24 protein-coding genes and 1 pseudogene are annotated in these 24644 nt (G+C 62.6%); 8 read left to right on the forward strand and 17 right to left on the reverse strand.

Annotated elements, in window-relative coordinates; translation table 11 throughout:
* Positions 1-129: 129 nt before the first annotated feature.
* The 10 genes and pseudogenes from HPY55_04215 to HPY55_04260 all read right to left on the reverse strand — a co-directional run bounded on the left by HPY55_04215 (position 130) and on the right by HPY55_04260 (position 12711).
* Positions 130-1029 carry a hypothetical protein gene (locus tag HPY55_04215; GenBank protein NPV69842.1) on the reverse strand — a complete coding sequence of 300 codons (900 nt, stop codon included), beginning with the start codon at positions 1027-1029 and terminating at the stop codon, positions 130-132.
* Positions 1030-1328: 299 nt separating this feature from the next.
* Positions 1329-2255 (reverse strand): hydroxymethylglutaryl-CoA lyase, encoded by a 927-nt coding sequence (locus tag HPY55_04220; protein ID NPV69843.1) that lies wholly within the window; start codon positions 2253-2255, stop codon positions 1329-1331.
* Between the two features lie 39 nt (positions 2256-2294).
* Positions 2295-3565: pseudogene (locus HPY55_04225) on the reverse strand (hydroxymethylglutaryl-CoA reductase, degradative).
* Between the two features lie 91 nt (positions 3566-3656).
* On the reverse strand, positions 3657-5024 hold the full coding sequence (locus HPY55_04230; protein NPV69844.1) for a hypothetical protein: 1368 nt from the start codon (positions 5022-5024) through the stop codon (positions 3657-3659).
* Positions 5025-5453: a hypothetical protein gene (locus HPY55_04235; GenBank protein ID NPV69845.1), complete on the reverse strand. Its 429-nt coding sequence runs from the start codon at positions 5451-5453 to the stop codon at positions 5025-5027.
* Between the two features lie 318 nt (positions 5454-5771).
* A complete protein-coding gene (locus tag HPY55_04240; protein ID NPV69846.1) occupies positions 5772-7295 on the reverse strand; it encodes a sigma 54-interacting transcriptional regulator in 1524 nt (507 codons plus the stop codon).
* A gap of 115 nt (positions 7296-7410) precedes the next feature.
* The gene (locus HPY55_04245) at positions 7411-9609 is read right to left on the reverse strand and encodes an AAA family ATPase (GenBank protein ID NPV69847.1); all 2199 of its coding nucleotides are present in this window, start codon (positions 9607-9609) and stop codon (positions 7411-7413) included.
* 191 nt (positions 9610-9800) lie between these two features.
* Positions 9801-11105, reverse strand: coding sequence for a TRAP transporter large permease subunit (locus HPY55_04250; GenBank protein ID NPV69848.1), 1305 nt, complete (start codon positions 11103-11105; stop codon positions 9801-9803).
* Positions 11081-11566, reverse strand: a complete 486-nt coding sequence (locus HPY55_04255) for a TRAP transporter small permease (protein NPV69849.1) — start codon at positions 11564-11566, stop codon at positions 11081-11083. Before HPY55_04255 ends, HPY55_04250 begins: the two co-directional genes overlap by 25 nt.
* Positions 11567-11634: 68 nt before the next feature.
* Positions 11635-12711: a DctP family TRAP transporter solute-binding subunit gene (locus HPY55_04260; protein NPV69850.1), complete on the reverse strand. Its 1077-nt coding sequence runs from the start codon at positions 12709-12711 to the stop codon at positions 11635-11637.
* A 222-nt stretch (positions 12712-12933) separates the two neighbouring features.
* Here HPY55_04260 and HPY55_04265 point away from each other — a divergent pair, with 222 nt between their 5' ends.
* From HPY55_04265 to HPY55_04275, 3 genes are read left to right on the forward strand one after another with little or no spacing between them, the layout of a single operon-like run.
* Entirely contained in the window at positions 12934-13695 is a 762-nt protein-coding gene (locus HPY55_04265; GenBank protein NPV69851.1) for an SDR family oxidoreductase, read from the forward strand.
* 42 nt (positions 13696-13737) lie between these two features.
* Positions 13738-14763: a thiamine pyrophosphate-dependent dehydrogenase E1 component subunit alpha gene (locus tag HPY55_04270; GenBank protein ID NPV69852.1), complete on the forward strand. Its 1026-nt coding sequence runs from the start codon at positions 13738-13740 to the stop codon at positions 14761-14763.
* Entirely contained in the window at positions 14760-15737 is a 978-nt protein-coding gene (locus HPY55_04275; GenBank protein ID NPV69853.1) for an alpha-ketoacid dehydrogenase subunit beta, read from the forward strand. The genes HPY55_04270 and HPY55_04275 overlap by 4 nt, the downstream gene beginning before the upstream one ends.
* Here the strand turns inward: HPY55_04275 and HPY55_04280 are convergent.
* The 3 genes from HPY55_04280 to HPY55_04290 all read right to left on the reverse strand — a co-directional run bounded on the left by HPY55_04280 (position 15732) and on the right by HPY55_04290 (position 16908).
* The gene (locus tag HPY55_04280; GenBank protein ID NPV69854.1) at positions 15732-16193 is read right to left on the reverse strand and encodes a DUF4143 domain-containing protein; all 462 of its coding nucleotides are present in this window, start codon (positions 16191-16193) and stop codon (positions 15732-15734) included. The genes HPY55_04275 and HPY55_04280 overlap by 6 nt on opposite strands.
* On the reverse strand, positions 16078-16521 hold the full coding sequence (locus HPY55_04285) for an AAA family ATPase (protein NPV69855.1): 444 nt from the start codon (positions 16519-16521) through the stop codon (positions 16078-16080). The genes HPY55_04280 and HPY55_04285 overlap by 116 nt, the downstream gene beginning before the upstream one ends.
* A gap of 183 nt (positions 16522-16704) precedes the next feature.
* The gene (locus HPY55_04290) at positions 16705-16908 is read right to left on the reverse strand and encodes a hypothetical protein (protein ID NPV69856.1); all 204 of its coding nucleotides are present in this window, start codon (positions 16906-16908) and stop codon (positions 16705-16707) included.
* 278 nt (positions 16909-17186) lie between these two features.
* Between HPY55_04290 and HPY55_04295 the strand changes: the two genes are divergently transcribed.
* Genes HPY55_04295 through HPY55_04310 form a run of 4 tightly spaced genes read left to right on the forward strand, consistent with a single transcriptional unit; the run spans position 17187 to position 20681 of the window.
* Positions 17187-18374, forward strand: coding sequence for a radical SAM protein (locus HPY55_04295; protein NPV69857.1), 1188 nt, complete (start codon positions 17187-17189; stop codon positions 18372-18374).
* The gene (locus HPY55_04300) at positions 18374-18826 is read left to right on the forward strand and encodes a hypothetical protein (GenBank protein ID NPV69858.1); all 453 of its coding nucleotides are present in this window, start codon (positions 18374-18376) and stop codon (positions 18824-18826) included. Before HPY55_04295 ends, HPY55_04300 begins: the two co-directional genes overlap by 1 nt.
* The gene (locus HPY55_04305) at positions 18823-19383 is read left to right on the forward strand and encodes a hypothetical protein (protein NPV69859.1); all 561 of its coding nucleotides are present in this window, start codon (positions 18823-18825) and stop codon (positions 19381-19383) included. Before HPY55_04300 ends, HPY55_04305 begins: the two co-directional genes overlap by 4 nt.
* The gene (locus HPY55_04310; protein NPV69860.1) at positions 19380-20681 is read left to right on the forward strand and encodes a GMC family oxidoreductase; all 1302 of its coding nucleotides are present in this window, start codon (positions 19380-19382) and stop codon (positions 20679-20681) included. The genes HPY55_04305 and HPY55_04310 overlap by 4 nt, the downstream gene beginning before the upstream one ends.
* 133 nt (positions 20682-20814) lie before the next feature.
* Here HPY55_04310 and HPY55_04315 read toward each other — a convergent pair whose 3' ends face one another.
* Positions 20815-21150 carry a type II toxin-antitoxin system PemK/MazF family toxin gene (locus tag HPY55_04315; GenBank protein NPV69861.1) on the reverse strand — a complete coding sequence of 112 codons (336 nt, stop codon included), beginning with the start codon at positions 21148-21150 and terminating at the stop codon, positions 20815-20817.
* Entirely contained in the window at positions 21143-21385 is a 243-nt protein-coding gene (locus HPY55_04320; protein NPV69862.1) for a CopG family transcriptional regulator, read from the reverse strand. Before HPY55_04320 ends, HPY55_04315 begins: the two co-directional genes overlap by 8 nt.
* A 178-nt stretch (positions 21386-21563) precedes the next feature.
* On the opposite strand from HPY55_04320, the gene HPY55_04325 reads away from it, so the two are divergent.
* Positions 21564-22172, forward strand: a complete 609-nt coding sequence (locus tag HPY55_04325; GenBank protein NPV69863.1) for a plasmid pRiA4b ORF-3 family protein — start codon at positions 21564-21566, stop codon at positions 22170-22172.
* An 87-nt stretch (positions 22173-22259) separates the two neighbouring features.
* Here HPY55_04325 and HPY55_04330 read toward each other — a convergent pair whose 3' ends face one another.
* Complete coding sequence (locus tag HPY55_04330) at positions 22260-23753, reverse strand: HAMP domain-containing protein (protein ID NPV69864.1); 1494 nt, start codon at positions 23751-23753, stop codon at positions 22260-22262.
* Positions 23754-23759: 6 nt separating this feature from the next.
* Positions 23760-24440 (reverse strand): response regulator transcription factor, encoded by a 681-nt coding sequence (locus HPY55_04335; protein NPV69865.1) that lies wholly within the window; start codon positions 24438-24440, stop codon positions 23760-23762.
* Positions 24441-24644 lie beyond the last annotated feature (204 nt).

Here is a 24644-nt window from a genome sequence, read left to right on the forward strand (position 1 = left end):
CACCTGTTTACTCAGAGAATCCGCCGCTCAGGTGGCTTGTAAGGCCCGCGCCGCGCGTCCTGCGTTCGGGCTGCGATCGCTGGTTTCCCGGCTCCATCGGCTGCTTACAGACGGCCCACCTGATGGCGGTCACGCGTCCATTTCGACCACAATCCGCGGGTTAACCTTCAGCATCGTCTCGAGCTCGGCCGGCGTCACGCCGTTCTCGAGCAGCAGCCCCGCGAAATGCTTCAACCCCGCCACCGGCCTGATGTTGCCCAGCTGGCCGCAGTCGGAGTTCATGATGACGTGCTCGACGCCGACTTCGCGGATGATACTCAGCGTCGTGGGCATGTCGACGTGGTAGAACTTCGAGACCGGGTCGGACGTGCATACACCGATCTCGACGAACGCGCCGAGCGCGGCCCACGCCTTCATCTGCTCGATGGATGCTTCGATCATGTAGGCTGGGTGGTTCACCACGATGTGCTTGACCCCCAGCGCTGCGGCGGCTTTCACAATCGCGTCGACTTCCTGAGCGCTGCCGTGGCCGGTGCTGAGCACGAGGTTCGGGTGCTCCACCACCATTTCGAGGACGCGGAGGACGTCGTCAGCCGGGGAGCCGTCTTCCTTGATGATCCGGATGTACCCGTGCTCGACCGACGAGGCCTTCTTCGCGGCGGGGAACTTGAGGCCGCCCTTGGAGTGCTTCACGTGGTGGTTCTCGGTGGAGATCGTGGGCATCCATACGAACCTGGCGCCCATATTGATCGCCAGTTCGAGTGCCTCGAGGTTGAGCCCGCCGACGGTATTGTTCAGGGCGATTCCGGAGAACGCCTTGAACTCGGGGGCTTTCGCGAAGTGCTTCTGCGCGAGTTCAGCCAGCGCCATGGTGGGGACTTGGTGGTCCTTGACGACGATCGCCCTGATGCCCGCCTGCTGCGCCTCGACGATTGCCTCGGCTACGTCGATGTCACGTGGAAGGATGGACGGCCCGAGGTGCTGGTGGAGGTCGAGTGCTCCGTTGATGAGGCTGTCGACCAGGTTCATATATGTACCCCCCGCTTTCAGCTCCGGCCCACCGTGGCCGGGTCGCCGAGGCTCTCCGCGGCCGCCACCGGCCGGCCAGCATGCAATGTGGATTGTATCGTGATACGCTCGCCCTATTAATCGTATGCGTTATTGACGTCTACTGAAATATAGATAAGCCGTAAATCGTATATTTTGGGATGCCGAAACGTATATTCTCGATCGATTGAGGAATTCCTTCCTGGGGTTCTTCTGCAAGCAAAAAACCCTGGGCAGGCCGGAGTTGACGTCCTCCCCAGGGTTTCCGAGGGGGCCAGGAATTATAGCCGTCCAGGCGGGTCGTGTAGTCTCCAGCTCGGCCCCGCCCTGGCAACCGAGTTTGATAGCGGGCGCTCGAGTATGTCTTCGATCTCGAGAGCGCAGGTTATCAACTCGTCCAGATCGACTCCCGTATGAACGCCCATGTCTTCCAGCATGTTTACCAGGTCCTCGGTGGCAACGTTGCCGCTCGCGCCGGGCGCGAACGGGCACCCGCCCGTCCCGCCAACCGCTCCGTCGAACGTCGTTATGCCGGCCCGAAGAGCTGCGTATACGTTAGCCAGAGCCGCGCCCCTTGTGTTATGGAAATGCGCTGCGAGCCTGTTCGCCGGCAACTGCCTGGTGAGCTCGTAGAACACTGTCTCGACCTGAGCGGGGTTCCCCATCCCGGTGGTGTCGCCGAGGCACACCTCCGCGGCCCCTTCATCGAACATCTGTTTGGCCATCGATACTACGGTTGACGCGGGGGTTTTCCCTTCGTACGGGCAACCGAAAGCGGTTACGATATAAGACCTCAGTGGCACGCGCGCCTCCGTCGCAAGCCTGGATACGCGTGCGAGCTCGGCCATCGAAGCCTGGCGCGACATCCTCACGTTGTGCATGTTGTGGGTTTCGCTGGCAGAGACGAAGAACCCGAGGCCGCCGGCTCCGGACGCGAGGGCTCGCTCCGCCCCGACGGTGTTCGGCACAAGCGCAAGATACTGGGTCCCCGGACGGCGCTTTATGCCCTTCATCACTTTCTCGGCATTGGCCATCTGCGGAACCGCTTTCGGATGGACGAAGGACACAACCTCAATCCGCTTCAGGCCTGCGCCGGACAGGCGCTCCACGAGGTGGACCTTTTGCTCCGCCGACAGCATCTTCTTTTCATTCTGCAGGCCATCCCGGGGACCGACTTCAACGATTGTCGCTTCCAAAGGTAACTTCATCCGCGGCCCTCCTCCTGGCGACAAGGCTCAGGCCGCGAGTCACGGCTTGCCCGTCAATTCCTGGACCATCTCCTGGGCGCGGTCCAGGCGTACCTTCCTCTCGGCAACAAGCCTCTCGACCACTTTCTCGATGAGGTCGCCCGTCGCGCCGGCCATAACTGCGATATTCCGTGCGTGAAGCTCCATGTGTCCCCTCTGCACGCCTTCCGTGGCCAGCACCTTCACGGCGGCGAGGTTCTGCGCGAGGCCCACGGCGGCTATGATCTCCCCCAGTTCGGCCGCCGACTTGACTTCGAGGATCTTCACCGCCAGCCTGGCGATGGGGTGAACTTTAGTAGCGCCGCCAATGAGCCCCACAGCCAGCGGCAATTCGATGGCGCTGCGAGGTCTCCGTTAGCGTTTTTCTCCCAGGTGGTAAGCGATGTGTACCTGCCGCTCCGCGCGGCGTAGGCGTGGGCGCCCGCCTCAATCGCCCTTGTGTCGTTGCCGGTAGCAAGTACTACCGCGGTGATGCCGTTCATTATCCCCTTGTTGTGAGTGGCTGCGCGGTACGGGTCCGCGGCCGCAAACTCGTACGCCACCACTATGCCATCCACCACGTCCGGACCGCCCAGGGCTTCCTTTGAGACAACAGTCCTGGCGCGCGCGAGCCTCCTGTCCGCCAGGTTGGAGAGGATCCGTAGGTACACGCGGCCGCCGGTGATTCTCTCTATCAACGGGGCCACGGCCTCGGCCATGGTGTTGACCGCGTTGGCGCCCATAGCATCGCGGGTATCCACAATGAGGTGGGTGACCACCATCGGCCCGACCCTCGAATGGACGATGTGCACCTCGATGTCCTTGGCCCCGCCTCCAACTTCGGCCAGCATTGGGTCCTGCTTATTGCAGAGTTCGAGAATCTCCGCCTTGTGCTCGAAAAGACGCATCCTTGCGGCGCCCGGGTCGGCTACGTTCACCGCCTGCACCTGAGCCCTCATCACCGGCCCGGTGCTGGACGTGAAGAACCCACCCTTATCCCGCGCGAGCCTGGCGGCGTTCGAGCATGCAGCCACTACCGACGGCTCCTCCACCGCCATGGGAACCAGGCAGTCCTTCCCGTTTATCAGGAAGTTGACCGCCACACCCAGCGGGATCTGGATCGTGCCGATCGCGTTCTCGATCATGTGGTCGGCCTGGTCCATGCTAAGCGCGCCGGTGTTGTCAAGCAGCGCAATCTCCTGATCCGTGAGCCCGGCGAAGTCCTTCACGAAACCGCGGCGCTCCGCTACCGGCATTTTATAGAAGCCCGAAACCTTGCTCGTCTTCTCCATCGTGAACCTCCCCTCCCCGATATATCGCCTGCCTGCCGGTCCGCCCAGCGGGGCGAACCGGCGGCCCGGCGAGTCACCGACGACCGGCGAATCACTTGCCCATCAGGCTCAGGATCTGCGGCACAATCCAGCCCGAAGCGTAGTAGGCCATGAACTGCACACCGGTGTGGATGTCGAAGTGGTTGTGCAGGATGCCGCCAAACAACGAGATCGTCAGCGCGAGCACCACTCCGACAATCCCGGCCTCGTAGAAGGCAAGCATCACGATAAGCCCGATGAACGATCCGATCAGCGCCTCGTGGCTTACCTTCCTGAACAGCCACTCCGTGCCTTTTCTCGCGTAGTTGATCGCGACGGGGTAGGCGATCAGCGCCCCGCCGATGACACCGATGTAAGCGTACAGCAGGAACTGCCCCGGCGAGAGCATGTTGTGCAGGTTGTTTACCGGCTGAACCGTGAACCGCGGGGGCGCGTTGAAAAGCGGCGCGGCGGGGCCAAGACCCATGGGGCTGAGCGGCAGGCCGAACGCCAGGAGCGGTATGATGGTCTCGCCTATGTACGTGGCGTTCGTCACCGCGTCCATCACGGCTACGGCACTCGTGCACTTGTGGTACAGCTCCTTACACCGCGATCCCACGAGCTCGCCGAGGAGAACCGTCATGCCGGCGGGCGAGAAAGTGAACGTGCACGCGCTTACAGCGCTCGTGATGGTCACCCACAGCCGCTGGAACGGGGTCAGGATCTTGAACGGGTTTGGGAACATCTTCGAGTAGCCGCCGATGTCGGGCGCGAGCCAAACCTCGTTGACGTTCTCCCTCATCTGCCTCTTCCGGATACGCGGTATGAGCACGCTGAACACCTCGGCGACCATGGGGCCGACCGTGATCCCCATGAATATCGAGATGAACAGCGTCTTACCTACAGCCTGCGTCGCAACCCTCTGCAGCCCCTGTATGAGAAACGAGAACGGCACAAGGGCGATCACGGCCGCCCATTTTGCTTTCGACATGTAGGCTAGCAGCACCGCGCCGAGGGTGAACAGAAGGCCCGAGTACGCCGATACCTGCTTACCGAACGGGGCCAGCACCATGGCCAGCGCGACAGCCACCGCCACGGCTACCAGGCTCCCGATCAGCGAGCCCGCGGCCATCTTCTTCATGCCGACGTGTGGTGCGCCCACCCGCTTCAGCACCGAGCAGTACAGTACCATAGGAACCGCCATCGTGCTGCCCGGCAGTGCAGCCATTGCTGTAGGGATGGTATGCGATATCTGCATCGCGGTGGAGATCCCGATAAACCAGGCGAACAGCACGGACGGCGGAAGGCCGAGAAGAACCAGGATCAGTGTAAGGGGCGCCATCGTTGCCGTCTCGTCCGTTCCGGGGATGATGCCGATTATCGTGAACAGGATACCGCCCAACACTGCTACCCCAAACGCGAACAGCATCTCGCCCAGCATTTACTGCGTCCCCCCTTTTCCGCCGGCTTTCGAGAGCGTCTCGAACAGCCCGAGTTCCCTGAGTTCGTCACGCGCCGCGGCCTCAACGCTCTCAACCGCGGCTGCTTCCTCTTCCGGTCTCATGCCGAGTGTCGCCAGGGCCTCGGCCACGTCCACCTGCTCCGCCTTTTCCACCAGCACGCGCTTCGGCCGGTACAGTGTCGCCGCGATCACGCCGCTGGCGACGCAGCCGGTAACCCCCACCATCAGCGCGTATCCCTTGACGAGTGCCTCCGACAGGCCCTTCTGCGCCGAGAAAACCTGTAACCCTACCAGATAACCACCCAGAGTAAGCACGATTCCGATGACAGTCGATGACGCCAGGTGAACCAGATCAACGGTGTCTCCCCATACCTCCGCGTACGGCATTCTCTTAACCTGACCTGACATCCGGGTTCCCCCTTTCCGATTGGGTTTGGGCCATCCTGAAGCGCGCGACACGGGTCCGGTGAGGCCACATTGCAGGGAGTGACCCCGGAGAAACGCAGAAGCAAGCGGCATGCCAGTGGGTGGGGATAACATAAGCCCTGCTCGTCAAGCGTTTGGCGGCGGCGCCAGCGCCTGGAGAAACCGCATGGGTGTATACATAAGTATACACCCGTCATTGCCGTGCCAGCGTAGCACCATGTAAGGTCATGTTTACTATGTATATATTGGTGTCTCCCGAGTATACAACAGGGCCGGCGGACCCGGCCGGCTCCCGGCAGGCTACTTCAGGGCCTTCGGGCCCCTGAACTGGCCGGGCTCCAGCCCGAACTTCGACATCTTCTTGTAGAAGGTCCGCCGGCTCACACCCAGGTACTGCATGGCGGCGGATACGTTCCCATTGGCCTGCTCGAGCGCTTCCCTGACGGCGGTTTCCTCTATCTCCGAAACCAGGGCCTTCAACGCCTTGCCGCGGGTAACCGGCCTGGCGGCGGCTGCCTCGTCGCGGCCCGCGCGGCCGTCCCGGCGCTCCTCACCCTGCCCACCGGTGTGCCGCGGTCCCATCATATACGCAGGGAGGTGTGACTCCAGGAGGGTATCTCCCTCGCAGATCAACACCGCGTGCTCGATGGTGTTGCGGAGTTCTCTTACGTTCCCCGGCCAGCAATATTGCACTAGCCGGTTGACCACTTCCCGCGATAACCGAAGCCCCTTCGAATACACGTGGTTGAACTCTTCAACGAAAGCGGTGGCGAGGGCCGGTATGTCATCGGGCCGCTCGCGCAACGGGGGGATGATGACCGGCACCACGCACAGGCGATAGTAGAGGTCTTCCCGGAATTTGCCCTGTTTGACCATGGCATCGAGATCCCTGTTAGTCGCGGCGAGAATCCTGGCGTCCACCTTGAGCGTGGTCGTGCCGCCGACCCGTTCGAACTCCCGCGCCTCGAGCACGCGCAACACCTTGGCCTGCATGGACAGGCTCATCTCGCCGATCTCGTCGAAGAAAATGGTGCCGCCCGACGCGATCTCGATCTTGCCCGGCTTGCCACCCTTCCTCGCCCCCGTGAAAGCACCCTCCTCGTAGCCGAATAACTCGCTTTCGAGAAGGGTCTCTGGAATCGCGGTGCAGTCGATCCTGATGAGGGGCTTCGAGGCCCTGGTGCTCGACAGGTGAATCGCCCTTGCCACCAGCTCCTTTCCCACCCCGTTCTCCCCGATGATAAGCACGGTGGCGTTCGTAGGCGCCACCCTCGATGCAAGGCTGAGGGCCTGCCGGAGCTTACCGTTGCTCCCGATGATACTCTTGAACGGGTCCGGCAACGCGACGTTCCGGTTGAGTTCATCCCGGAGGTGATCGGCCAGCATCCTGGCCTCACGTAGCTTCCGCGTGAGCTCAAGCACCTCGGTGACGTCCCTGAACACCGACACGGCGCCTATGACCTTGCCGCCGGCGAGTATTGGTTCGATGTTGACTACAACCGTCTTCTTCAGCGTCTTTACGAAGGCTTCTTCTTCCCTCACAGGGACGCCGTCTACCACGACGCGGTTGATTTTGGCCTCCGGCTCAATCTCGGCCATGCGCTTGCCGAGGATGCGCTTGACCGGCACCCTGAGTATCCGCGTGTAAGCCGGGTTAGCGTAAACGATGCGGGTGTCGCGATCTATGACTACGACACCCTCGTGAATGGAGTCCAGCACCCGGACGAGGCCGGCGGAGTGAGGGTATTCCAGCAGCCCGTTTCCCACCACTCTACCCTCCGGTGCCCTGCCTTCCGGCCCTTCGAGTGGAGTCGTCCCGGCCATGTCTCACCGCCTCCGTCTTCCTGCGCCTGACCCGCCGGGCGCACCAGGAAAATGGAGGGTGACGGAGAATCACCCTCCATGCCGTCCCGCCGTACGCCCACCCTGGCCGCCGCCGTTACTCCTGCGGCAGTGCCTCGTTTATCGCCGAGAAGATGCGGCGCGCCGCGAGCCTTGTCTCCTGCGACAGGTCCTCGATGGTCTCCATCTTGGACAACGATGCGCGCAACGCCTTCGCCACGGCCACCTTGTCGAACTTGATGCCGTACTGCGCCAGCGCCCGCTCGACCCTGACCGCGAGCTGGCCGCCCGCCGGTAGGGACAACTCCTCGCAGCCGGCCGCGTTGAGCTGTTTGATGTACACCTCGCGGACCTTCCGCACGTAGAACTCCTCGCGGAATATGTCCTCGATCGAGAAGCCGGTCTCCCCGTATCCCATGCAGTCCGCCAGGCTGAGCACCTCCGCGTGCTTCGACGGGTAGCGGCTGAGCCACTTCTTCGCCAAAACCTTCTTGAAGCCGTCGCCGCCGTCGTCCGAGTCGAACATCACCACGACGTCCAGGTCGTGGTCGACCATGAACGTCGCGACGTACGCCGCCTCGGCCGCGCCACCCGACGGGACGACGAACAGGTCGCCCGGCAGGCCGATCTCGCCGGACCGCTGCATCAGCCTCGACAACTCGGTGAGTATCCAGTAATCGTCCACGCCCTCGACGACCAGGTTCCGCTGCGTCACCAGGTAGCTCGGGCTCGACGCCACGGCCAGGGCCGATTGCAGCACGAACTTCGCCTCGGCCTGGCTCTTCATCAGGTCGTCCGTCACGATCGTGCCGTTCGGCGACTCGCTGAGGACGCGGATGCGGTCCGGCCTCTCGAGGTCGACCATGAACGGCAGGTGGCTCGTATAGACGATAGTGTTGTCCCCTGAGTACTCACGCAGCCGCTTGAGCAGGTCCTTCTGCGCGTCCGGGTGCAGGTGGAGCCCCGGCTCGTCCAGGAGCACCACGCAGTTCTGGAACGTCCCCTTGCTCGCGTGCATGAACATCAGGTCGAAGGAGAAGAACCACTGGAAGCCCCTCGACCGCTCCTCCAGCAGGATGAGCGAGGGGTCGTACTCGTCCTTCACGAAGGTGTAGAACTTCTGGCCGTCCGCGCGGAGCTGCACCTGGTACCTGCGCTGCTTGTGCTCCGACAGGTACTGCGTCAGCACCACCGACGCGTCGTCCAGGTCGAACTGCCGCTGCTCGCGCTCGCCCAGGTCGCCTTTCCTGACCTCATCGTCGAGGTCGAGCCCGGCAAGGTCCATGATCGTGAGCAGCGTCCTGTCTTCCTGCGACAACTCGCCGCGGTCCTTGCGCTGCTTGACCTGGTCGAGCTGGGCGCTTCCGGTGAACGTCTGGTAGTCCGACATGTACACGAACGCCGGCATGTGCTTGAGTATGTACTCGCGTGCCTTCTCCAGCATGGAGGGCGTGGCCGTGATCTTCTCGGTGATCTGTTCCAGCGCCACCTGGTACGCCTCGATGAATTCCTGCTCGTGCGGGAACCTCGGCTGTTGCGCTACGTACGGCGCTTCGCCAGCCTCAGCGTCAGCCGACGCGGCAGCCTGAGCATCAGCCTCGCTCGCCGGCTGCAGGGTTACGTCCTTCGAGCGGCCTTTCCCTTTTGAGGCGCCGGAGTCGGCGGCCTGGCTGCCGGTAGCGCCGGCGACCGTGACTACGCTGGGTCCCGCCGTCACGATGGGCAGCGTCACGAACGTCACCTTGCCGAGCAGCGCCTGGATATGGTCGCCCCGGACAGCCGCCAGGTTAGTGAACCGGCCTTCCATGATGAGGCGCCTGGTCTCATTGAGGCATTCTTGCGCGGTTTCGGAGAACGCGGAGCCGGCCACGTCGGGGATGTCCGGCAGGAGCGAGAGGAGCGGGTCGATGTCGCTGAGCTGCAGTCTGTCGGGGAACAGCTCCGGCGGGAACAGGATCTCCAGCTGGCCCGAGTAGTCGCGCCTGACCTCCACGATGCTCGGGATGACCTCCTGGCCTGAGAACGATTTGAGCTCCTGGACCTCCTCGGGGCTCAACTCGAACCGCGCGCTGCAGACGACCTGCCCTTCGTCGCGGTCCTTCCTGTACCGCCTGGGCCATTCCCTGTCGATGGAGTACGGCTCCGGCACCGCGGGATTCAGCTTGTGCAGCGCCTTGAGCATCGCGGTCTTGCCCGACTCGTTCTTCCCGACGAGCACCGTCAGTGGCGAAACATCTATCCACCCGGAATCGAGAACGCACCTGAACATCTGAACTCGGAAGCCTACAAGTCTCATGTTCAACCCCCTACACCCAGGACTGTGTGTCGAATGCCGTTGTGGTGGGTTATTCCATGTAGGAAGATACTACGCAGGTTGGCAAAATCCTGGATTCAATACGACCGATAAGGACTTACGATAAGTCGAAGAAGGCGGCTCTCGGCCTATTGCCTCGGATAGGCCGACTGCAGACGACCATTCGAATGTGGCTACTTCACCCCCACCGCATTCGGCAGCCACAGCGACACGCTCGGGATGTACGTAACGATCACCAATGCCACGAGGGACGCAATCAAGAACGGGACTATCGACGCGGATATCCGTTTCAGCGAGACCTTCGAAATCCCGCAGGCGACGTACAGGTTCATCCCGACGGGCGGTGTGACGAGACCAATAGCCAGGTTCACGGTCATTATCACCCCGAAAGCCACCGGGTCGATTCCAAGCCTGAGGGCAACCGGGAGAAGAATGGGAGTGAAAACGTAGAAAGCCGATATGGCGTCTATAAAGCAGCCGGCGATAAGCAATATGATGTTAACGATGAGGAGATACACAACGGGGCTGGAGGTGAACGAAAGAAGGCTCTCGCTTATTCTCGTCGTTATCCCCTCGACCGTAACTACCCAGGTGAACGCGCTGGCGGACGCGGCCACCAGCATGCACACCGCGGTACTCGAGCCCGCGTCGATGAGGGTCTCCCACAGGGTGTTCCACGTGATCTCCTTGTAGACGAAGATCCCGACCATAAGCCCCCAGACCACTGCCACGGCCGCGGCCTCCGTCGGTGTGAATATGCCGCCGTATATGCCCCCGAGGATTATTACGGGCGCCATGAGACCCCAGAACGCGTCGATAAACGCGGACCACGTTTCGCGCAGGCTCGCGCGTGCGACCCCTCGGTAATTGTGCCTGATTGCCACCCACAGGCTGGCAACCATGAGCGACATGCCGACGATGATCCCGGGCACCACGCCGGCTATGAACAGACGGGCAACTGACTGCTCGGCGATTACACCGTACAACACGAACGGGATGCTCGGCGGGATGATGACGCCGATTCCTCCTGCTGTAGCCATCAGTGCTGCCGCCATGCCGGGGTCGTAGCCGTTCTCGATCATCGCCGGCATGAGCACCACGCCCAGAGCCGCCACGGTGGCGGGCCCGGACCCCGAAATCGCTGCGAAGAACATGCACGTCAGGACGCCGACGATGGCAAGCCCGCCGGGCAGGTGGCCGACGAGGCAATTGGCGAGCCGGATCAGCCGCTTCGATATGCCGGCCTTCTCCATGATCACTCCCGTCATGATGAACAGGGGGACGGCCAGCAACGTGAACTTGGCCACAGCAGAGGAGAAAATCATCGGGAAGACCGACAGCGGGGCCCCCCTGAGGATCATCATTACCACGCTGGCAACACCCAGCGAAACGGCGATGGGGACGTTCAGGAACAACAGTCCACCGAATATGGCGAAGAGCAATACCGCCCCGCTCACTTCGCCGCCCCCTTCCGCCATTCGCGAACGCCGAACTCAATGAACCGGATTGTGAGAATCGCGCAGCCCACCGGCACCGACAGGCTCAGCGTCCATTCGGGGATTCCCAGGCCCGGCGAGATCTGCCCCATCTTCATCTGTGACTTGATCATCTCTACGCCGTACCGGCCGAGTAGCGCGTACAGCCCGGCGGCCAGGATGGTGGCGAGGGCGATCGCGAGACGTTGACCTCCCCGGGGGAGAAGGTCCGTGACCACGCTGAGGCCGAGGTGCGCGCCGCGTCGGGCGGCGATGGCCGAGCCGAAGAGGGAAACCCAGATGAGCAGGTTCACCGCGAGTTCCTCGGAGAAGGCTATGGACATGTTGAACACGTAACGCGAGATCACGTTCGAGAAGGTGATCGCCACGATGACCAGCAGCGAGACGGCCACCACGTATTCTTCCAGGTTGGCTGCGAACCTGCCCAGCTTGCTTTTCGCCACGCGATCTCCTCCCGTTACGCCGGCCCGGCCGCCGCGGGCCGGGCCCACGTGGTCGCATCTGCCTTACGCTACTGCTTAGCCTTGAAAGCCTCTATGAGCTCTTTGCCGATCGCTTTCTCGATTTCCGCATACACCGGTTCGGCGGCCTTCTGGAATTCCGCCAGGGCCTCCGGGGTCGGGTAAATCACCTGCACACCTTTGTCCTGCATCCTCTTGAGGTAGGTCTTGTCCTCTTCGCGAGTAGTAGCTATCTGCCACGCCATGGCGTCCTTCGCGGCGTCCGCCAGTATCTTCTGCGTGCCCTGATCGAGGCTGTCCCACAACTTCTTGTTGACCGTGAGCACGATCGGGTCATACGAGTAGTTCCACATCGTGATGTATTTCTGCACTTCGTAGAACTTCAGGGAGTCGATTATCCCGAGCGGGTTTTCCTGGCCGTCGATGGTACCTTGCTGCAGCGCGGTGAACACCTCTGCACCGTTCATAACCGTGGGGTCGGCACCGAAGGCCTTGAACACCGAGATGAGCATGTTTATCGTCGGGATCCGGATCTTCAAGCCCTTCAGGTCCGCGACTTTAGCGACCGCTTTCTTACTGGTGGTCAGCTGCCTGAAGCCGTTCTCCCCCCAGGCCAGGAAATGTACGCCCTTGGCCTCTAGCGCCTGCTTCAGCATCTCGCCGGCCTTGCCGTTGAGCGCCTTTTCCACCTCGCTGGTGTTCTTGAACATGAACGGGAGACTGACGGCGCTGACCTTGGGTTCCACCACGGACCAGATCATGCTGGAGTGGATGTCGAACTCCGTCGCGCCGCTTTGAACCATCTCGATCCCTTTGGGCTGATTGCCTCCTGACAGCTGCTCGTTCGAGTAGACTGTGATAACGAGGTTACCGCTGGAACGCTCCTTTACCAGGTCCGCGAACTTCCTGGCGCCTCGCGTCCAGGTGCTCGGGTCCGGTGTGCTGACGTTCATCTTCCAGTTGTACTTGGCCGCCGGCTTAGCCTGATCGGCGGCCGGGGCAGGCTTCTGTTCGGCCGGCTTTTGTTCCGCCGGCTTCTGCTCGGCTGGTTTCGAGCCACAGCCGGCAAGAGCCACGGTGAGGCACATGGACACAACCAGCAAGACTGCGACCACTCGTCTGGACATTGATGACCCCTCCCTGGAATTCTGGTTCGTGTCGCGGGAAATGCATCACATATTACAACCAACAACCGCTCTGCTCCTGCAACGAATTTAAAATCGCTTAACGAATCTTACCGGGTTTCAGCCGCATTAATTCGCGCGGCTAGGGACCGGTTTTGAGAGCTAGGAGATGGAGGATAAACACGCGCGAGCGTGAATACCTACAACCCAACGAGGTGAGAAACGGTGCCGATCAACATGCTGGATTTGACGGGAAAGACCGCCGTCGTCACCGGTGCCGCGCGGGGTATCGGAAGAAGTGTTTGCCTCGCGCTGGGCGAGGCGAGGGCTAATGTGTGCCCGGCTGATTTGTCCGAGCGCGAGGTTGCCCTCGTGGCGGAGGAAGTGGGGGGCCGGTGTGGCGTCGGGGCAGTGCCTCTCGAAATGGACGTGTCATCGGTAGGCAGCGTGACCCGAGGTCTTGAGAAGGCCGCCGGCCTGACCGGTTCAATTGACATGCTCGTAAACAGCGCGGGGGTCATTTCCACCGTCCCCTTCCCCGATCTCGACGAAGCCGAATGGAACAGGGTGTTGTCGATAAATCTCACCGGCGTCTTTCACTGTTGCCGGCTGGTTTTGCCGTACATGAGACGGTCAGGCTCCGGGGCAATCGTGAACATTGCCTCGCTGGCGGGGAAAATGGGCGGCGGCGGTTTCGGAACCGCTGCTTACGCCACTAGTAAGGGTGGTGTCATCACCCTCACGCGGAGTCTGGCCCGAGAAGCGGCCCGGTGGGGGATCAGGGTGAACGCGGTGGCGCCCGGGATGGTCGAAACGGACATGGTCAAGTCGTTCGGCGGTAAAGCAAGGGTCATCGAACAGACTCCGCTCGGGAGGCTCGGCCATCCGGACGAGATTGCGGCGGCCGTGCTGTTCCTCGCCAGCCCGATGTCGAGCTACATTACCGGAGAGGTGCTAAATGTGGATGGTGGCATTCGTATGGACTAGCGGCACGCGGCGACGCGTGAGGATCGAATGGGGGTGCGCCGGGTGACGGCTTCGGCAACGAATGTACCAGGGAATGTACTGGGGGATGTATCGAAGGAGACTGCCCTCCAGCTGTATCGCGGGATGCTGGCTGTCCGAATGTTCGAGGAGCGGATGATCGAGCTCTCCACGCAGGGGAAAGTCGGCGGAAATCTCCACCTGGATACCGGCCAGGAGGCCATCGCCGTGGGTGTGTGCCACGCCCTGGCTCCGTCGGACCTTGTCGTGGGAACGCACAGGTCGCTCGCCCACGCGATCGCGAAAGGGGCGGACCTGCGAAAGCTCGCCGCCGAGATGCTCGGGAAGGCCACAGGATACTGCAAAGGACGCGGCGGCAAAATGCATTTGACCTGCCCCGAGGTGGGCTTCGTCACCGCGAACGGTATCGTCGGGGCGGGACTCGGGATCGCCGCCGGCGTGGCTCTGCGGCAGAAGATGACCGGCTCCGGGCCTGCCGTAGTGAGCTTCTTCGGTGATGGCGCGGTGAACCACGCGTATTTCCACGAGACCGCCAATCTCGCGTCCCTGTGGAACCTGCCCCTTTTGATGATCTGCGAAAACAACGGTTACGCCGTCTCGGTGAGGGCGGACCGCGCGATGGCGGGGCCCGGGGTCGTAGCCCGGGCGGCCGCCTACGGGATCGAAGGGGAGTCCGTGGACGGAAACGACGTGATGCAAGTGAGCGCCGCGGCGAAGCGTGCGCTGGGCGCGGTCCATGCCGGGAATGGGCCTCGCCTGATCGAATGCCGAACAATCAGGGTGCACGGCCACCACGAGGGCGACCAGCAACACTACAGGCCGCGCGAGGAAATCGAAGAGGCGGTGAAGCGCGACCCCATCGACAGGATGCGGGGCTTCCTTGTGGGCCAGGGGTGGTTGACGGTTCAGGAGGAAACCGCGCTGCAGCGCGAGCTGGCTTCGGAAATCGATGATGCGGTGGCATTCGCGGAGCAAAGCCCGTCACCGGCCGTCAGCGAGCTCCATCAGCATGTCTACGGTGAGGAACGCGCGGGAGGTAGCAGGCCATGAGGAAGATCAGCTACGCGCAGGCGCTGAACGAGGCGTTGCGGGAGGAAATGGACAGGGACCCCGCTGTTTTCCTGATGGGAGAGGACGTCGGAGCGTTCGGAAACGTCTTCTTCGTGGCGAAAGGGCTTCTGGACAAGTACGGCCCCGACCGCGTGAGGGACACGCCGATATCGGAGCAGGCCATCGTCGCAACGGGGTTGGGAGCGGCACTCGCCGGCGCCAGGCCCGTGGTGGAGATCATGTTCATCGACTTCGCCACGATGGCCATGGACCCCATCGTGAATCAGGCGGCGAAGATGAGATACCACTCGGGCGGCACGCTGAAGGCGCCCATGGTCATTCGCACACAGGGCGGCGTGGGGCGCGGTAACGGAAGCCAGCATTCGCAAAGCCTCGAGGCCTGGTTCATGCACATCCCCGGCCTGAAGGTGGTTATGCCATCTACGCCCTACGATGCCAAAGGGCTTCTCAAGTCCGCCATACGGGACGACGACCCCGTCGTTTTCATAGAGCACAAGCGGCTGTATGGAACGTGGGGCGAGGTCCCCGAAGAGGAGTACACGGTGCCCATCGGAGAAGCGGCTGTACGGCGACAGGGCGGCGACGTGACGATAATCGCCGCATCGCGCCAGGCACTGCTGGCCGAGGATGCTGCCCGGATCCTCGAGTCCGAAGGGATCCACGCCGAGGTGATCGACCTCAGGTCCATTTCGCCGCTTGACAGGGAGACGATCGGCCGGTCCGTGAGGAAGACCGGTAGGACGGTTATAGTCCACGAAGCGTGTAAGACCGGAGGTATCGGAGCAGAACTCACGGCCGTTGTCCTGGAGGAAGCGTTCTACTACCTCGACGCCCCGGTAATCCGTGTGACCGGGGAAGACGTGCCAATACCGTTCAACGCCGACCTCGAAGCGGCGGCTATTCCGTCGGTTGATAAGATCGTAAGCGGCGTCAAATCCATACTCCAGTCATAATTGTGGGGGCGACCCGCAACCAGTCGAGGACAGCCAGTTACTCGCTGGGGTCAGCAGGAATTCCTCGAGAGGAATGCCTTGCCCGCCAATCAGAAGGCACCGGTGGGAACCGAAGGCCTCGGTGAACGCTTGCAGGCCGGGCAAGGAGTCCTTACGGCGGCCGCTGGTTACCTCCAGGGCAACCACTTCACGCCCGCGACATACAATGTAGTCTACCTCCCTGCCGTGTTCCCGCCAGTAGTGGACCTCCGCACCCGTACCAGCCAACCCATTGACGAGGTGGGCGCCCACAGCCGTTTCCACCAACCGGCCCCAGAAGTTATGGTCCATCCGTGCAGCCTCAAGTGAATGCCCCGAGGCAGCGGTCATGAGCGCGGTATTGAGGACCAGGAGTTTCGGACTCGAAGCGCGTCGCCGGACGCGACCACCCGCATATTTCTGAAGGCCGGTGAGCATCCCGGCGCCAGCCAAAAGCCTCTCGTATCTCGCCGTATGACCAGTGCGAAACCCTGTTCAACTCGAAACGGCCGGTAAGGCTGTCGCTGAGCCCACGACTTACCAGGAACGGTGAGGAGCCCAGCAGCATCACCTTCAGCCGCACTCCCGAGGCGGTATCCTCGTCCCACAACCGCTTGACCACCTCGGACCAGCCGGTGAGCTTGTGGATCTCATCCAGGACGAGCAGTGCGCCCTGTTCCCCAGCGTCACGAGCCCGGAAGTGCCCGAACTCCCATTGCGCCTGGAGCCAGCTGCTATCGCGCAGGGCCGGCTGGAGATTCGCCAATACGCCTTGCCGCCGCCGTTCGAAGGCTGCCGGGCAGCTCGGTCAGGAACCTGCGGAGGAGCCTGATGGCGCTGGGAAGGCCCGGCGTCCAGTCGTCGAGCCCGACGATGGACAGGACCCGCAATGGGGAATCCGATCTCCGGGAGGATTTCGCCAGCGACCTGGGCCGACCGCTCGGCGTGATCAACCCCCGGTGCCCTGTATGGCTCGAACGCTCCTATTATCGTGCAGGAACGCGGCCGCGAACAGGACGTCCGCGTCTACGCTCATGTCCTCGCCGGCCGCAACGTCGAGTGCGACGTCGTATACCCGCCCGGAGTGCGCCGGGCCCCAGGCGGGGTGCTGGAACTTTCCGGTGAGCTCGAGTATCCGCTGTTTCCAGTCCATGTGTTTCGAATTGGCCGCCGGGAGTTGGGGTTCCTGCCGAATTGGGGAAACCAACCCGGGCAGATGGACACCGCCGCGCCGATCAGATATGATACATATGCTGTTTTCGCCCACGGCTCGCGCATTTTCCCATGGCGGAGCCGCTTCCTTTTGCGGCGGGTCCGGGTGAGTCCGGGCGGGTTCCGGCGGGGGTAGTCAAGCACGACAAGGATGGACCAGGGGCGAGGCGCCAGCATATGTCGAACACCGAAAGCCATCTGAAAAACACGATAGCCGCCATGCTGGCCATACTCAAGACCCCCCGGATCGCCCTGGTCCGGCCCTCAGTCAACCTGTTCCTGATGCGGTACATGGGCAAGTTCCGGTTGAAGAGGGTGGGCGGCAATCTCATACTGCATTCCCACCTGCCGCCGGTGAATAGCAAGGCCTTTGCACGGTTCGTCAACGAGCAACTCGTAGGCAGGTCGGCCGGCCCCTCCCACGCGCAGATTGGGCTGACCAGCGCCTGCCCGCAGCACTGCGGCTGCTGCTACAGCAGGCGCCGCGCCGGCCAGCCGGTGGACACGGAAACAATAATCAAAGCCATCCGAGACCTGAAGCGCCTGGGTGTCTTCTGGCTGGGGTTCACCGGCGGCGAGCCGCTGCTGAACAGGGACATCGTGCGGATTACCGGGAGTGCCGGCGATGATTGCGCCATCAAGCTGTTCACCACCGGCTGCGGCCTGACCAGGGAACTGGCCGCCGGCCTGCAGCGGGCCGGGTTGTACTCCGTGTCCGTCAGCCTGGATCACCCGGAGGAAGCGGTGCACGATCAGGGGCGGGGCTACCCGGGCGCCTACCGGGCCGCCCGGCGGGCCATAGACACCTTCCTGGACCTGGGCACGGTGCATGTCGCCGTCTCGACGGTGCTGACCAGGGAAATGATCAACAGCAGCCAGGCGGAGGATTTCCTCGGGTTCCTGGAGGGCCTCGGCATCCACGAAGCCTGGCTGAGCGAGGTCAAGCCCTCGGTCCCAGCCTGCTGGAACAGGGAAGCGGTAATCACCGAGGCGGAACGCCTGAAGCTGGTTGACTTGCAGGACCGCCACAACCAAAAGGGGAAAATGACTGTCAACTACCTGGGCCACTTCGAGGGCAGGGAGCACTTCGGCTGCAACGCCGGAAGCAAGATGGTCTACGTCGATGCCTCGGGCGAGGTCGGCCCCTGCGTGTTTACCCCGATGACCTTCGGCAACTTGCGGGAACGGCCGTTGGCCGAGATCGTCCGGGAGATGCGCAAGCGCTTCCCATCGGGGGATAGTTGTTTCATCAACGATAATTACGAACTGCTGAAGCGGCATCACCGCGGACGGATGCCGCTGGGCCGCGAGGAAACGCTGGCCATCCTGAAGGAAGCCCGCTTCGGGCCTCCCGCCGGGTTCTTTCAACTACACGGCAAGGGGGACCGGGGGAGGCGGGCGAGATGATGAGGTACTACCGGCCCATAAGCCTTACCGGGGCGCTGGCTTTTGTCGCTGTTGGAGCGCTATTCCTGATCAGGCCGGACCAGGCAATCGCCTTCTTCAACCGCCAGGCCGGCCATGTTGGGATGCCGGGCCTGCCGCTCGCGGATCTGCGACTGACAGAGCTGCCGCTTTCGGGCCTGAACTTCTACGTCGTGCTTGCCGTGGCGTACATGTACCTGGTGGCCTTACTGGCGCTGGCGATGTTCCTCCATCCCGGGCAGAGGTTATACCCGCTGCTACTGGCGCATGGCAAACTGGCCTCCGCCGCACTGTCTTTTTACGTCTTTTTCTCCCAGCTGCGCGCCCTGATCTTCCTGGTCAACGGCGTGGTTGACGGGCTGATCGGCCTGGTCGCCTTGTACTTCTATTTCGGATTGAGGTCCGAGTCGAGGAAGGCTGGATCCGGGTCATGAACTGGCGGTTGGCGCTCCTGCGGCTATACTTGCCCGCCGCCATTAAGCGTGACAAACTGCGGGAACTGGTCTCCCTCACCGCCGACGCTTTCGGGTGCGCTGCCCCGGGCATGGAGGGGCTCAGCTATCGGGATTGCCTGCGCCGGTATGCCCTTTTCACCAGGGAGCAGGCGGAAAAGGCCCTGGAACGGGGGTCCGGCCTTCCGGAGATCCGGGACCGGCTCTACCGCAACGCCCACCGGTTTGGACAGGGAATAAGACAACAACTCGGCATCGCAGGGCCGGGAGAAGCGGTTGCGGCGATGCGATCCCTCTACCGGGCGATAGGGATAGATTTCGCGGGTGAATTGCCGGGGGGGTTGCCGGGCGAGGTGGTCATCGGCAGGTGCTTCTTCAGCCGTTTCTACTCCGAGGGGGTCTGCCGGTTGATCTCCGCCCTGGACTCCGGGGTCGCAGCCGGGATTTCCGGCGGTGGTCAATTGGAATTCTACCAGCGCCTCAGCGAGGGGCACGAATGTTGCCGGGCGCAGTTCCGGTTCAAGGGGGAGGCCGGATGAAGCAGGCCGTCATTGTTGGCAGCGGCGCGGGCGGCGCCACCGTGGCCAGGGAACTGCAGGGGCATTTCCAGGTTACCGTGCTGGAGGCGGGACGGGAGTTCCGCCCGTTTGCCCGCGACCTTGTCCTGTTGGAGAGGCTGAAGAAAACCGGCCTGTTCTTCGACGAGCGGCAAGTCCAGCTGTTGTTCCCGTCCATGCGCGTCAGGAAGACGGTCGACAACATGGTGCTCGTCAACGGCGTTGGGCTCGGCGGGACGACCACCATATCCGCCGGCAACGCCATCCGGATGGATCGGGACCTGCTGGCACTGGGCATCAACCTGGACGCCGAGTTCGCCGAACTCTTCCGGGAAATACCCATCACCACCAGCCACATGGGACGCTGGCGGGAAGTGACCCGGCGCCTATTCGGCGTCTGCCGGGAAATGAACCTTAGCCCCTATCCAATCCCAAAGATGGGGCGGTACGAGCGATGCGTCAACTGCGGCCGGTGCGTCCTCGGTTGCGCCCGCGGGGTGAAATGGGACAGCAGGCAGTTCCTGCATATGGCCCTGAACAGGGGCGCCAGGGTTGTTACCGGCTGCCGGGTGGAAAGGGTCGTGCTTGAAGGTGGCCTGGCCACCGGGGTGCGGGCGCGGCAGGGGCGGCGCGAGGTGTTCTACCCGGCCGATCTGGTGGTGCTGGCCGCCGGCGGCCTGGGAACGCCGGTCATCCTGCAGAACTCCGGCATCGCCTGCGAAGCGAGGCTATTCGTGGACCCGGTGCTGTGCGTGGCTACAGAATGGCCCGGCGTCATGCAGAACAGGGAAATGACCATGCCGTTCGTCGTGCAGATGAACGGCTACATCCTGTCGCCCTACTTCGACTGGCTGAGCTTCTTTTTCAACCGGAACTACCGGTACCCCGCCGGCGACACACTGGGCATGATGATCAAGCTGGCGGACGACAGTGTTGGCAGCATCTCCGCGGGGAAGATAGACAAGATGCTGACCGAATCCGATCGCGCCAGGTTAAGCGACGCGGTGGACGTTTGCGCCGAGATCTTCCGGCGGTTTGGAGTGCGGGTGGGGCCAAGGAAAGAGCGGCTCTTCCTGGGCACCATCAATGCCGGTCACCCCGGCGGCATGCTGCCGCTCACCGAACGGGAAGCGGTCACGATGCACCACTCCAGCCTGCCGCCGAACCTGTATGTGGCCGACGCCACACTGCTACCCAGGTCCCTGGGTAACCCGCCGATACTGACGATCATGGCCCTGGCCAAGCGGATCAGCGCGGTGTGCGCGCGGGGCGCATGGTGATTACGCGGGACGCTGCGTGACGTGACGGGTTCTCGAGATGGGTTCGGGAGGCGCACGGTGATGTGGTTGGGTTCGCCGGATTCGACGGCTTCAGTGATTGAGAGGCGCGACACCCCCGAACGTCACTCCGTCTCTACTTCAATCCGAGGCTGTGGTGGATAGCATCATCGACCTTGAGCATTATGCGTGTGGAGAGATGTCCGATCTTGTTCAGAAGACGCTCCTTGTCAACAGTGAGGATCTGGTCAAGCTTGATTGTGCTCCTTTGAGGAAGGCCGCTATCCTCCGGTTCAACGATCACCTGGAATGGATACGAACCCCTGATGGTGGTGGTTACCGCGGCGACTATTGTGGTCGAGGAATGGAGATTGCCGATATCATTCTGGATGATGAGCGCCGGCCTTGCACCTGTCTGCTCGTGCCCCCTGCCTGGCGACCAATCGACCATGTAGAAGTCCCCTCTATTCATCGCGGAGGACCACCTCCGCCTGTGCGGGAAGACATGACTCAGCGACCCGCAAGTTTTCTGCGGCGCACTGCCTGTATCCCTCGGCCATCCGCGCCTCGACCTCGGCTCGCTCCGCCCCTTCAATGATGTCCGCGATTACCTTGCTGCGGCATGCCTTGGTCCTCTTGGCGCGGCGGTCCACGAAGGCGGCCAGACCCGCTTCGAGCGTTATCGTGACCCTTACCTTCCGGCTCATCACAGTCACCTCATGGACATCATATCATACTGGGTGTCATACGATCTATCACATGATGCTTGCATACTAGCCTTCTGTACTTGCCGTCATCGACTCAATGGGAAGGGAGAGGAGCTCAACCTGGAGAAATCGAGGTCAACAATGGTGAACAAACTCCGAACTTGAAAGGGGAAGCCGTGTGTACTACCCCGACGACTACATCTACCAACTGCGCGTGGAACTGAAGAACAGCAAACCTTGCATCTGGAGGCGGGTACAGGTACAATCCTGCATTACCCTTCCCAGGCTCCACAAGGTGCTCCAGGCAATCATGGGTTGGTGGGACTACCACCTATACCTCTTCAGCATCGGGCCCACGGAATACAGCGAGCCAGATCCTGACGGGCTTTTTGAGTTCACCGATGTTAGATACGTACGTCTCAACAAGGTCGCGCCACGGACAGGCATGGCATTCATCTACGAGTACGACTTCGGGGACGGATGGGAGCACATAGTGTCGGTGGAGAGCGCGTTTCCACCCGCCGCCGGCATCAGGTACCCGGTCTGCACCGGTGGCGAGCGAGCCTGCCCACACGAGGATTCTGGAGGGATCTCGGGACACGAGAGAATCCTTCGAATCCTGAGGCGTGGGCGGGACCAGGAGTACCGTGATACAAGGACATGGCTCGGCGAAGACTACGATCCCGGGGCGTTCAGCGTCGAAGAAGCCAACAGCAGGCTCGAACGCATAAGAAAAGTCATGGAGAGGTCGACAGCCGCCCTGTCGCGGACGAAGCGCATGGGATGATCCATCTGATGACGCCTCGCGGCCTGACGGCCCACGGTCGATGGATTCTCAACTGCCGGCGCTTGCAGTCGCCGTCCGGCGGGGGTGTCAGCGCACGGTGACCCGGAACACTGTCGCCCCCGGCTTCGACTCCACGGCGATGTCGCCGCCGTGTGCCTTCGCGATTTCCCGGGCAATGGATAGGCCCAGGCCGGCGCCCCCTGTCGCCCGGGACCTGGACGAATCCGCCCGGTAGAAGCTCTCGAATAGGTGCGGCAGGTCGGCCGCGGCAATGCCCGGGCCGTCGTCGCTGACCTCGACCACGAGCAGGTTTTCGTCGCGGGGCCGTTCGGCCGAGCATTCGGCCGATCGCCCGGTTGATGATCCTGTCGATGGTTTGGTCGATCGTCCGGTCGATAGTTCGACCGCCACGGACACCCGAACCCTCGATGAGGCGTACTTGACGGCGTTCTGGACGAGGTTGTACAGCATTGTCTCGAACCACTCGGGCTCCACTCGCCAGCTGCCGGCGCCGGCTGGCGTCTTCGAGTCACCCGCCACCTCGGAGCCGCCCGGCGTCTCGATGGTGATGCCCCTCGCGGCCGACTCTTCCGCCAACCGCGTCGCCACCGACGTGATGATACGATTCAGGTCAGTAGGGACCCGTTTGATCGTCGCGCCGAGTTCATCGTAGCGGCGCAGGTCGAGCAGCTTCCGGCCAAGATCGTTCAGCCTGTCCACCTCCACATCCACCTGCGCGAGAAAATCGCGCACAGTGGCGGGGTCGGCGTCCGGGGCGTCAAGCAGCCCCTGGGCCAGGGCCTTTAGCGAGGCGAGCGGAGACCTGAGCTCGTGCGAGGCGTTGTTGATGAACGTGCGTCTCATGGCATCCACGGAACGCAGCCTCTCCGCCATATGGTTGAACGCGTTGACGACATCGTTTATCTCGCTGATCCGCTCGGGAGCCAGGTTGCAGTCGAACCGTCCATGCCCCACCGTCACCGCCGCCTCCCTGAGCCTCCTGAGGGGGCGGGTGATGGTTTCCGTTATCACGTACGCGACGCACCCGAACAGCGCCGCGACGATCGCGCCGGAGAGCGCCAGCCTGGAGCGCGCGGCGACGAGTTGCTGGTATATCGCGTCTATGCTGATAGACAGGAATACCAGCGCCCTGACGCTCCCACCCTCGAATACCGGAACGCTCACGTAGAGGGCCCTCCCCCCGGGGGTGACGGCCGCCCGCGTTTCGGTCTGGCCCTGGAGCGACAGCCCTACCTGTTCATGCTCCATGCGCTGGCCGAGCATCTCTCCATACCCGTCGGCGATCACGGTCCAGCCGGTGTCGATGAACAGCACCCTCGCGTGGAGGTCGTTTGAGAGGCGGGCTGCGAGCTCCCCCAGTTCCCTGGGGCCACCGTTCAGGGAAAGCGCCTCCCGCAACGAATCCGCAGCCAGGTTGGCCGCCAGTATCCCGGCGGCCCGCTTCTCCTCCATGGCCGCCCGTCCCAGGTCCCATAGCGACAGGGTCGCCATCAGGATGCTCACGAGCACTACGGTGACGGATATGCTCAGGAAAAACCGCCATTTGAGGCTATTGAACAAGAATGGTCACACCCTGGGAGAGTAGTAGCCGACGGCCCACTGTGTCAACACGTACTTCGGATTGGCGGGATCGTCTTCGATCTTCTTTCGCAAACGGCCGACGCACACGTCAACGGTCCGTTCATCATAGTAGTCGTCGCCCCAGACGAAGCGCAGGATATCGGAGCGCGCAAACACACGGCCCGGGTTCCTGACCAGCAGCGAGAGGACGTCGAACTCCTTGGGCGTGAGTTCGATTCTCCGCTCTCCAATCCGGGCGAAACGCCCCATCAGATCGAGGCGCAAATCCCCGAGACTCAGGGCTTCCCCGTTGCCGCCGGGTGCTCCCGTGACCCTCCGAAGGACCGCCCTTATCCGCGCGATGAGTTCGCGGGTGTTGAAGGGCTTCACCATGTAGTCATCGGCCCCGATCTCGAGGCCCACAATGCGGTCGACGTCGTCGCCCTTCGCGGTCAGCATGATCACCGGCACGGCACTCCTGCGCCGCACCGAACGGCAGACTTCGAGCCCATCGATCCCGGGGAGCATCAGGTCCAGGACCACGAGATCGTACTGCCCGCCGGCGATCTTCTCGAGTGCGGTCAGGCCGTCCGCGGCGGTATCGACGAGGAACCCCTCCCGCGAAAGGGAATAGGCCAGCCCCTTCACCAGGCCGATTTCGTCGTCAACCAGCAGGAGTCTGTACACGTCCCACCCTCCGCGAGGCCGCTCGCGTGGCTGCCCGAATGCCCCCGAATGGCCGTCCGCGCAGCTGCCGGAACTGCCGCCCGCGCGGCGCACGCCGCGCACCCCGAGTATTCGCCGGGCTGTCGACGCTCACCCTTCCATGTCACACTTTCGTCATACTCTCGGCGGGTGTTTTGTCAATGTTGCCTGGTATATTAGGGCTTG

The sequence above is a fragment of the Bacillota bacterium genome, assembly GCA_013178305.1.
In the GTDB taxonomy this organism is placed as follows: domain Bacteria; phylum Bacillota; class Sulfobacillia; order JABLXB01; family JABLXB01; genus JABLXB01.

Bases quoted from the DNA above. Each gene is read 5' to 3' on its own strand.
- HPY55_04300 (NPV69858.1), top strand. From the start codon at position 18,374: ATGAGGTACTACCGGCCCATAAGCCTTACCGGGGCGCTGGCTTTTGTC.
- HPY55_04290 (NPV69856.1), bottom strand. From the start codon at position 16,908: ATGGACTGGAAACAGCGGATACTCGAGCTCACCGGAAAGTTCCAGCAC.
- HPY55_04235 (NPV69845.1), bottom strand. From the start codon at position 5,453: ATGTCAGGTCAGGTTAAGAGAATGCCGTACGCGGAGGTATGGGGAGAC.
- HPY55_04220 (NPV69843.1), bottom strand. From the start codon at position 2,255: ATGAAGTTACCTTTGGAAGCGACAATCGTTGAAGTCGGTCCCCGGGAT.
- HPY55_04320 (NPV69862.1), bottom strand. From the start codon at position 21,385: ATGAGCCGGAAGGTAAGGGTCACGATAACGCTCGAAGCGGGTCTGGCC.
- HPY55_04305 (NPV69859.1), top strand. From the start codon at position 18,823: ATGAACTGGCGGTTGGCGCTCCTGCGGCTATACTTGCCCGCCGCCATT.
- HPY55_04275 (NPV69853.1), top strand. From the start codon at position 14,760: ATGAGGAAGATCAGCTACGCGCAGGCGCTGAACGAGGCGTTGCGGGAG.
- HPY55_04260 (NPV69850.1), bottom strand. From the start codon at position 12,711: ATGTCCAGACGAGTGGTCGCAGTCTTGCTGGTTGTGTCCATGTGCCTC.
- HPY55_04280 (NPV69854.1), bottom strand. From the start codon at position 16,193: ATGCTCACCGGCCTTCAGAAATATGCGGGTGGTCGCGTCCGGCGACGC.
- HPY55_04315 (NPV69861.1), bottom strand. From the start codon at position 21,150: ATGAATAGAGGGGACTTCTACATGGTCGATTGGTCGCCAGGCAGGGGG.
- HPY55_04245 (NPV69847.1), bottom strand. From the start codon at position 9,609: ATGAGACTTGTAGGCTTCCGAGTTCAGATGTTCAGGTGCGTTCTCGAT.
- HPY55_04240 (NPV69846.1), bottom strand. From the start codon at position 7,295: ATGGCCGGGACGACTCCACTCGAAGGGCCGGAAGGCAGGGCACCGGAG.
- HPY55_04250 (NPV69848.1), bottom strand. From the start codon at position 11,105: ATGGCGGAAGGGGGCGGCGAAGTGAGCGGGGCGGTATTGCTCTTCGCC.
- HPY55_04215 (NPV69842.1), bottom strand. From the start codon at position 1,029: ATGAACCTGGTCGACAGCCTCATCAACGGAGCACTCGACCTCCACCAG.
- HPY55_04230 (NPV69844.1), bottom strand. From the start codon at position 5,024: ATGCTGGGCGAGATGCTGTTCGCGTTTGGGGTAGCAGTGTTGGGCGGT.
- HPY55_04310 (NPV69860.1), top strand. From the start codon at position 19,380: ATGAAGCAGGCCGTCATTGTTGGCAGCGGCGCGGGCGGCGCCACCGTG.
- HPY55_04295 (NPV69857.1), top strand. From the start codon at position 17,187: ATGCTGGCCATACTCAAGACCCCCCGGATCGCCCTGGTCCGGCCCTCA.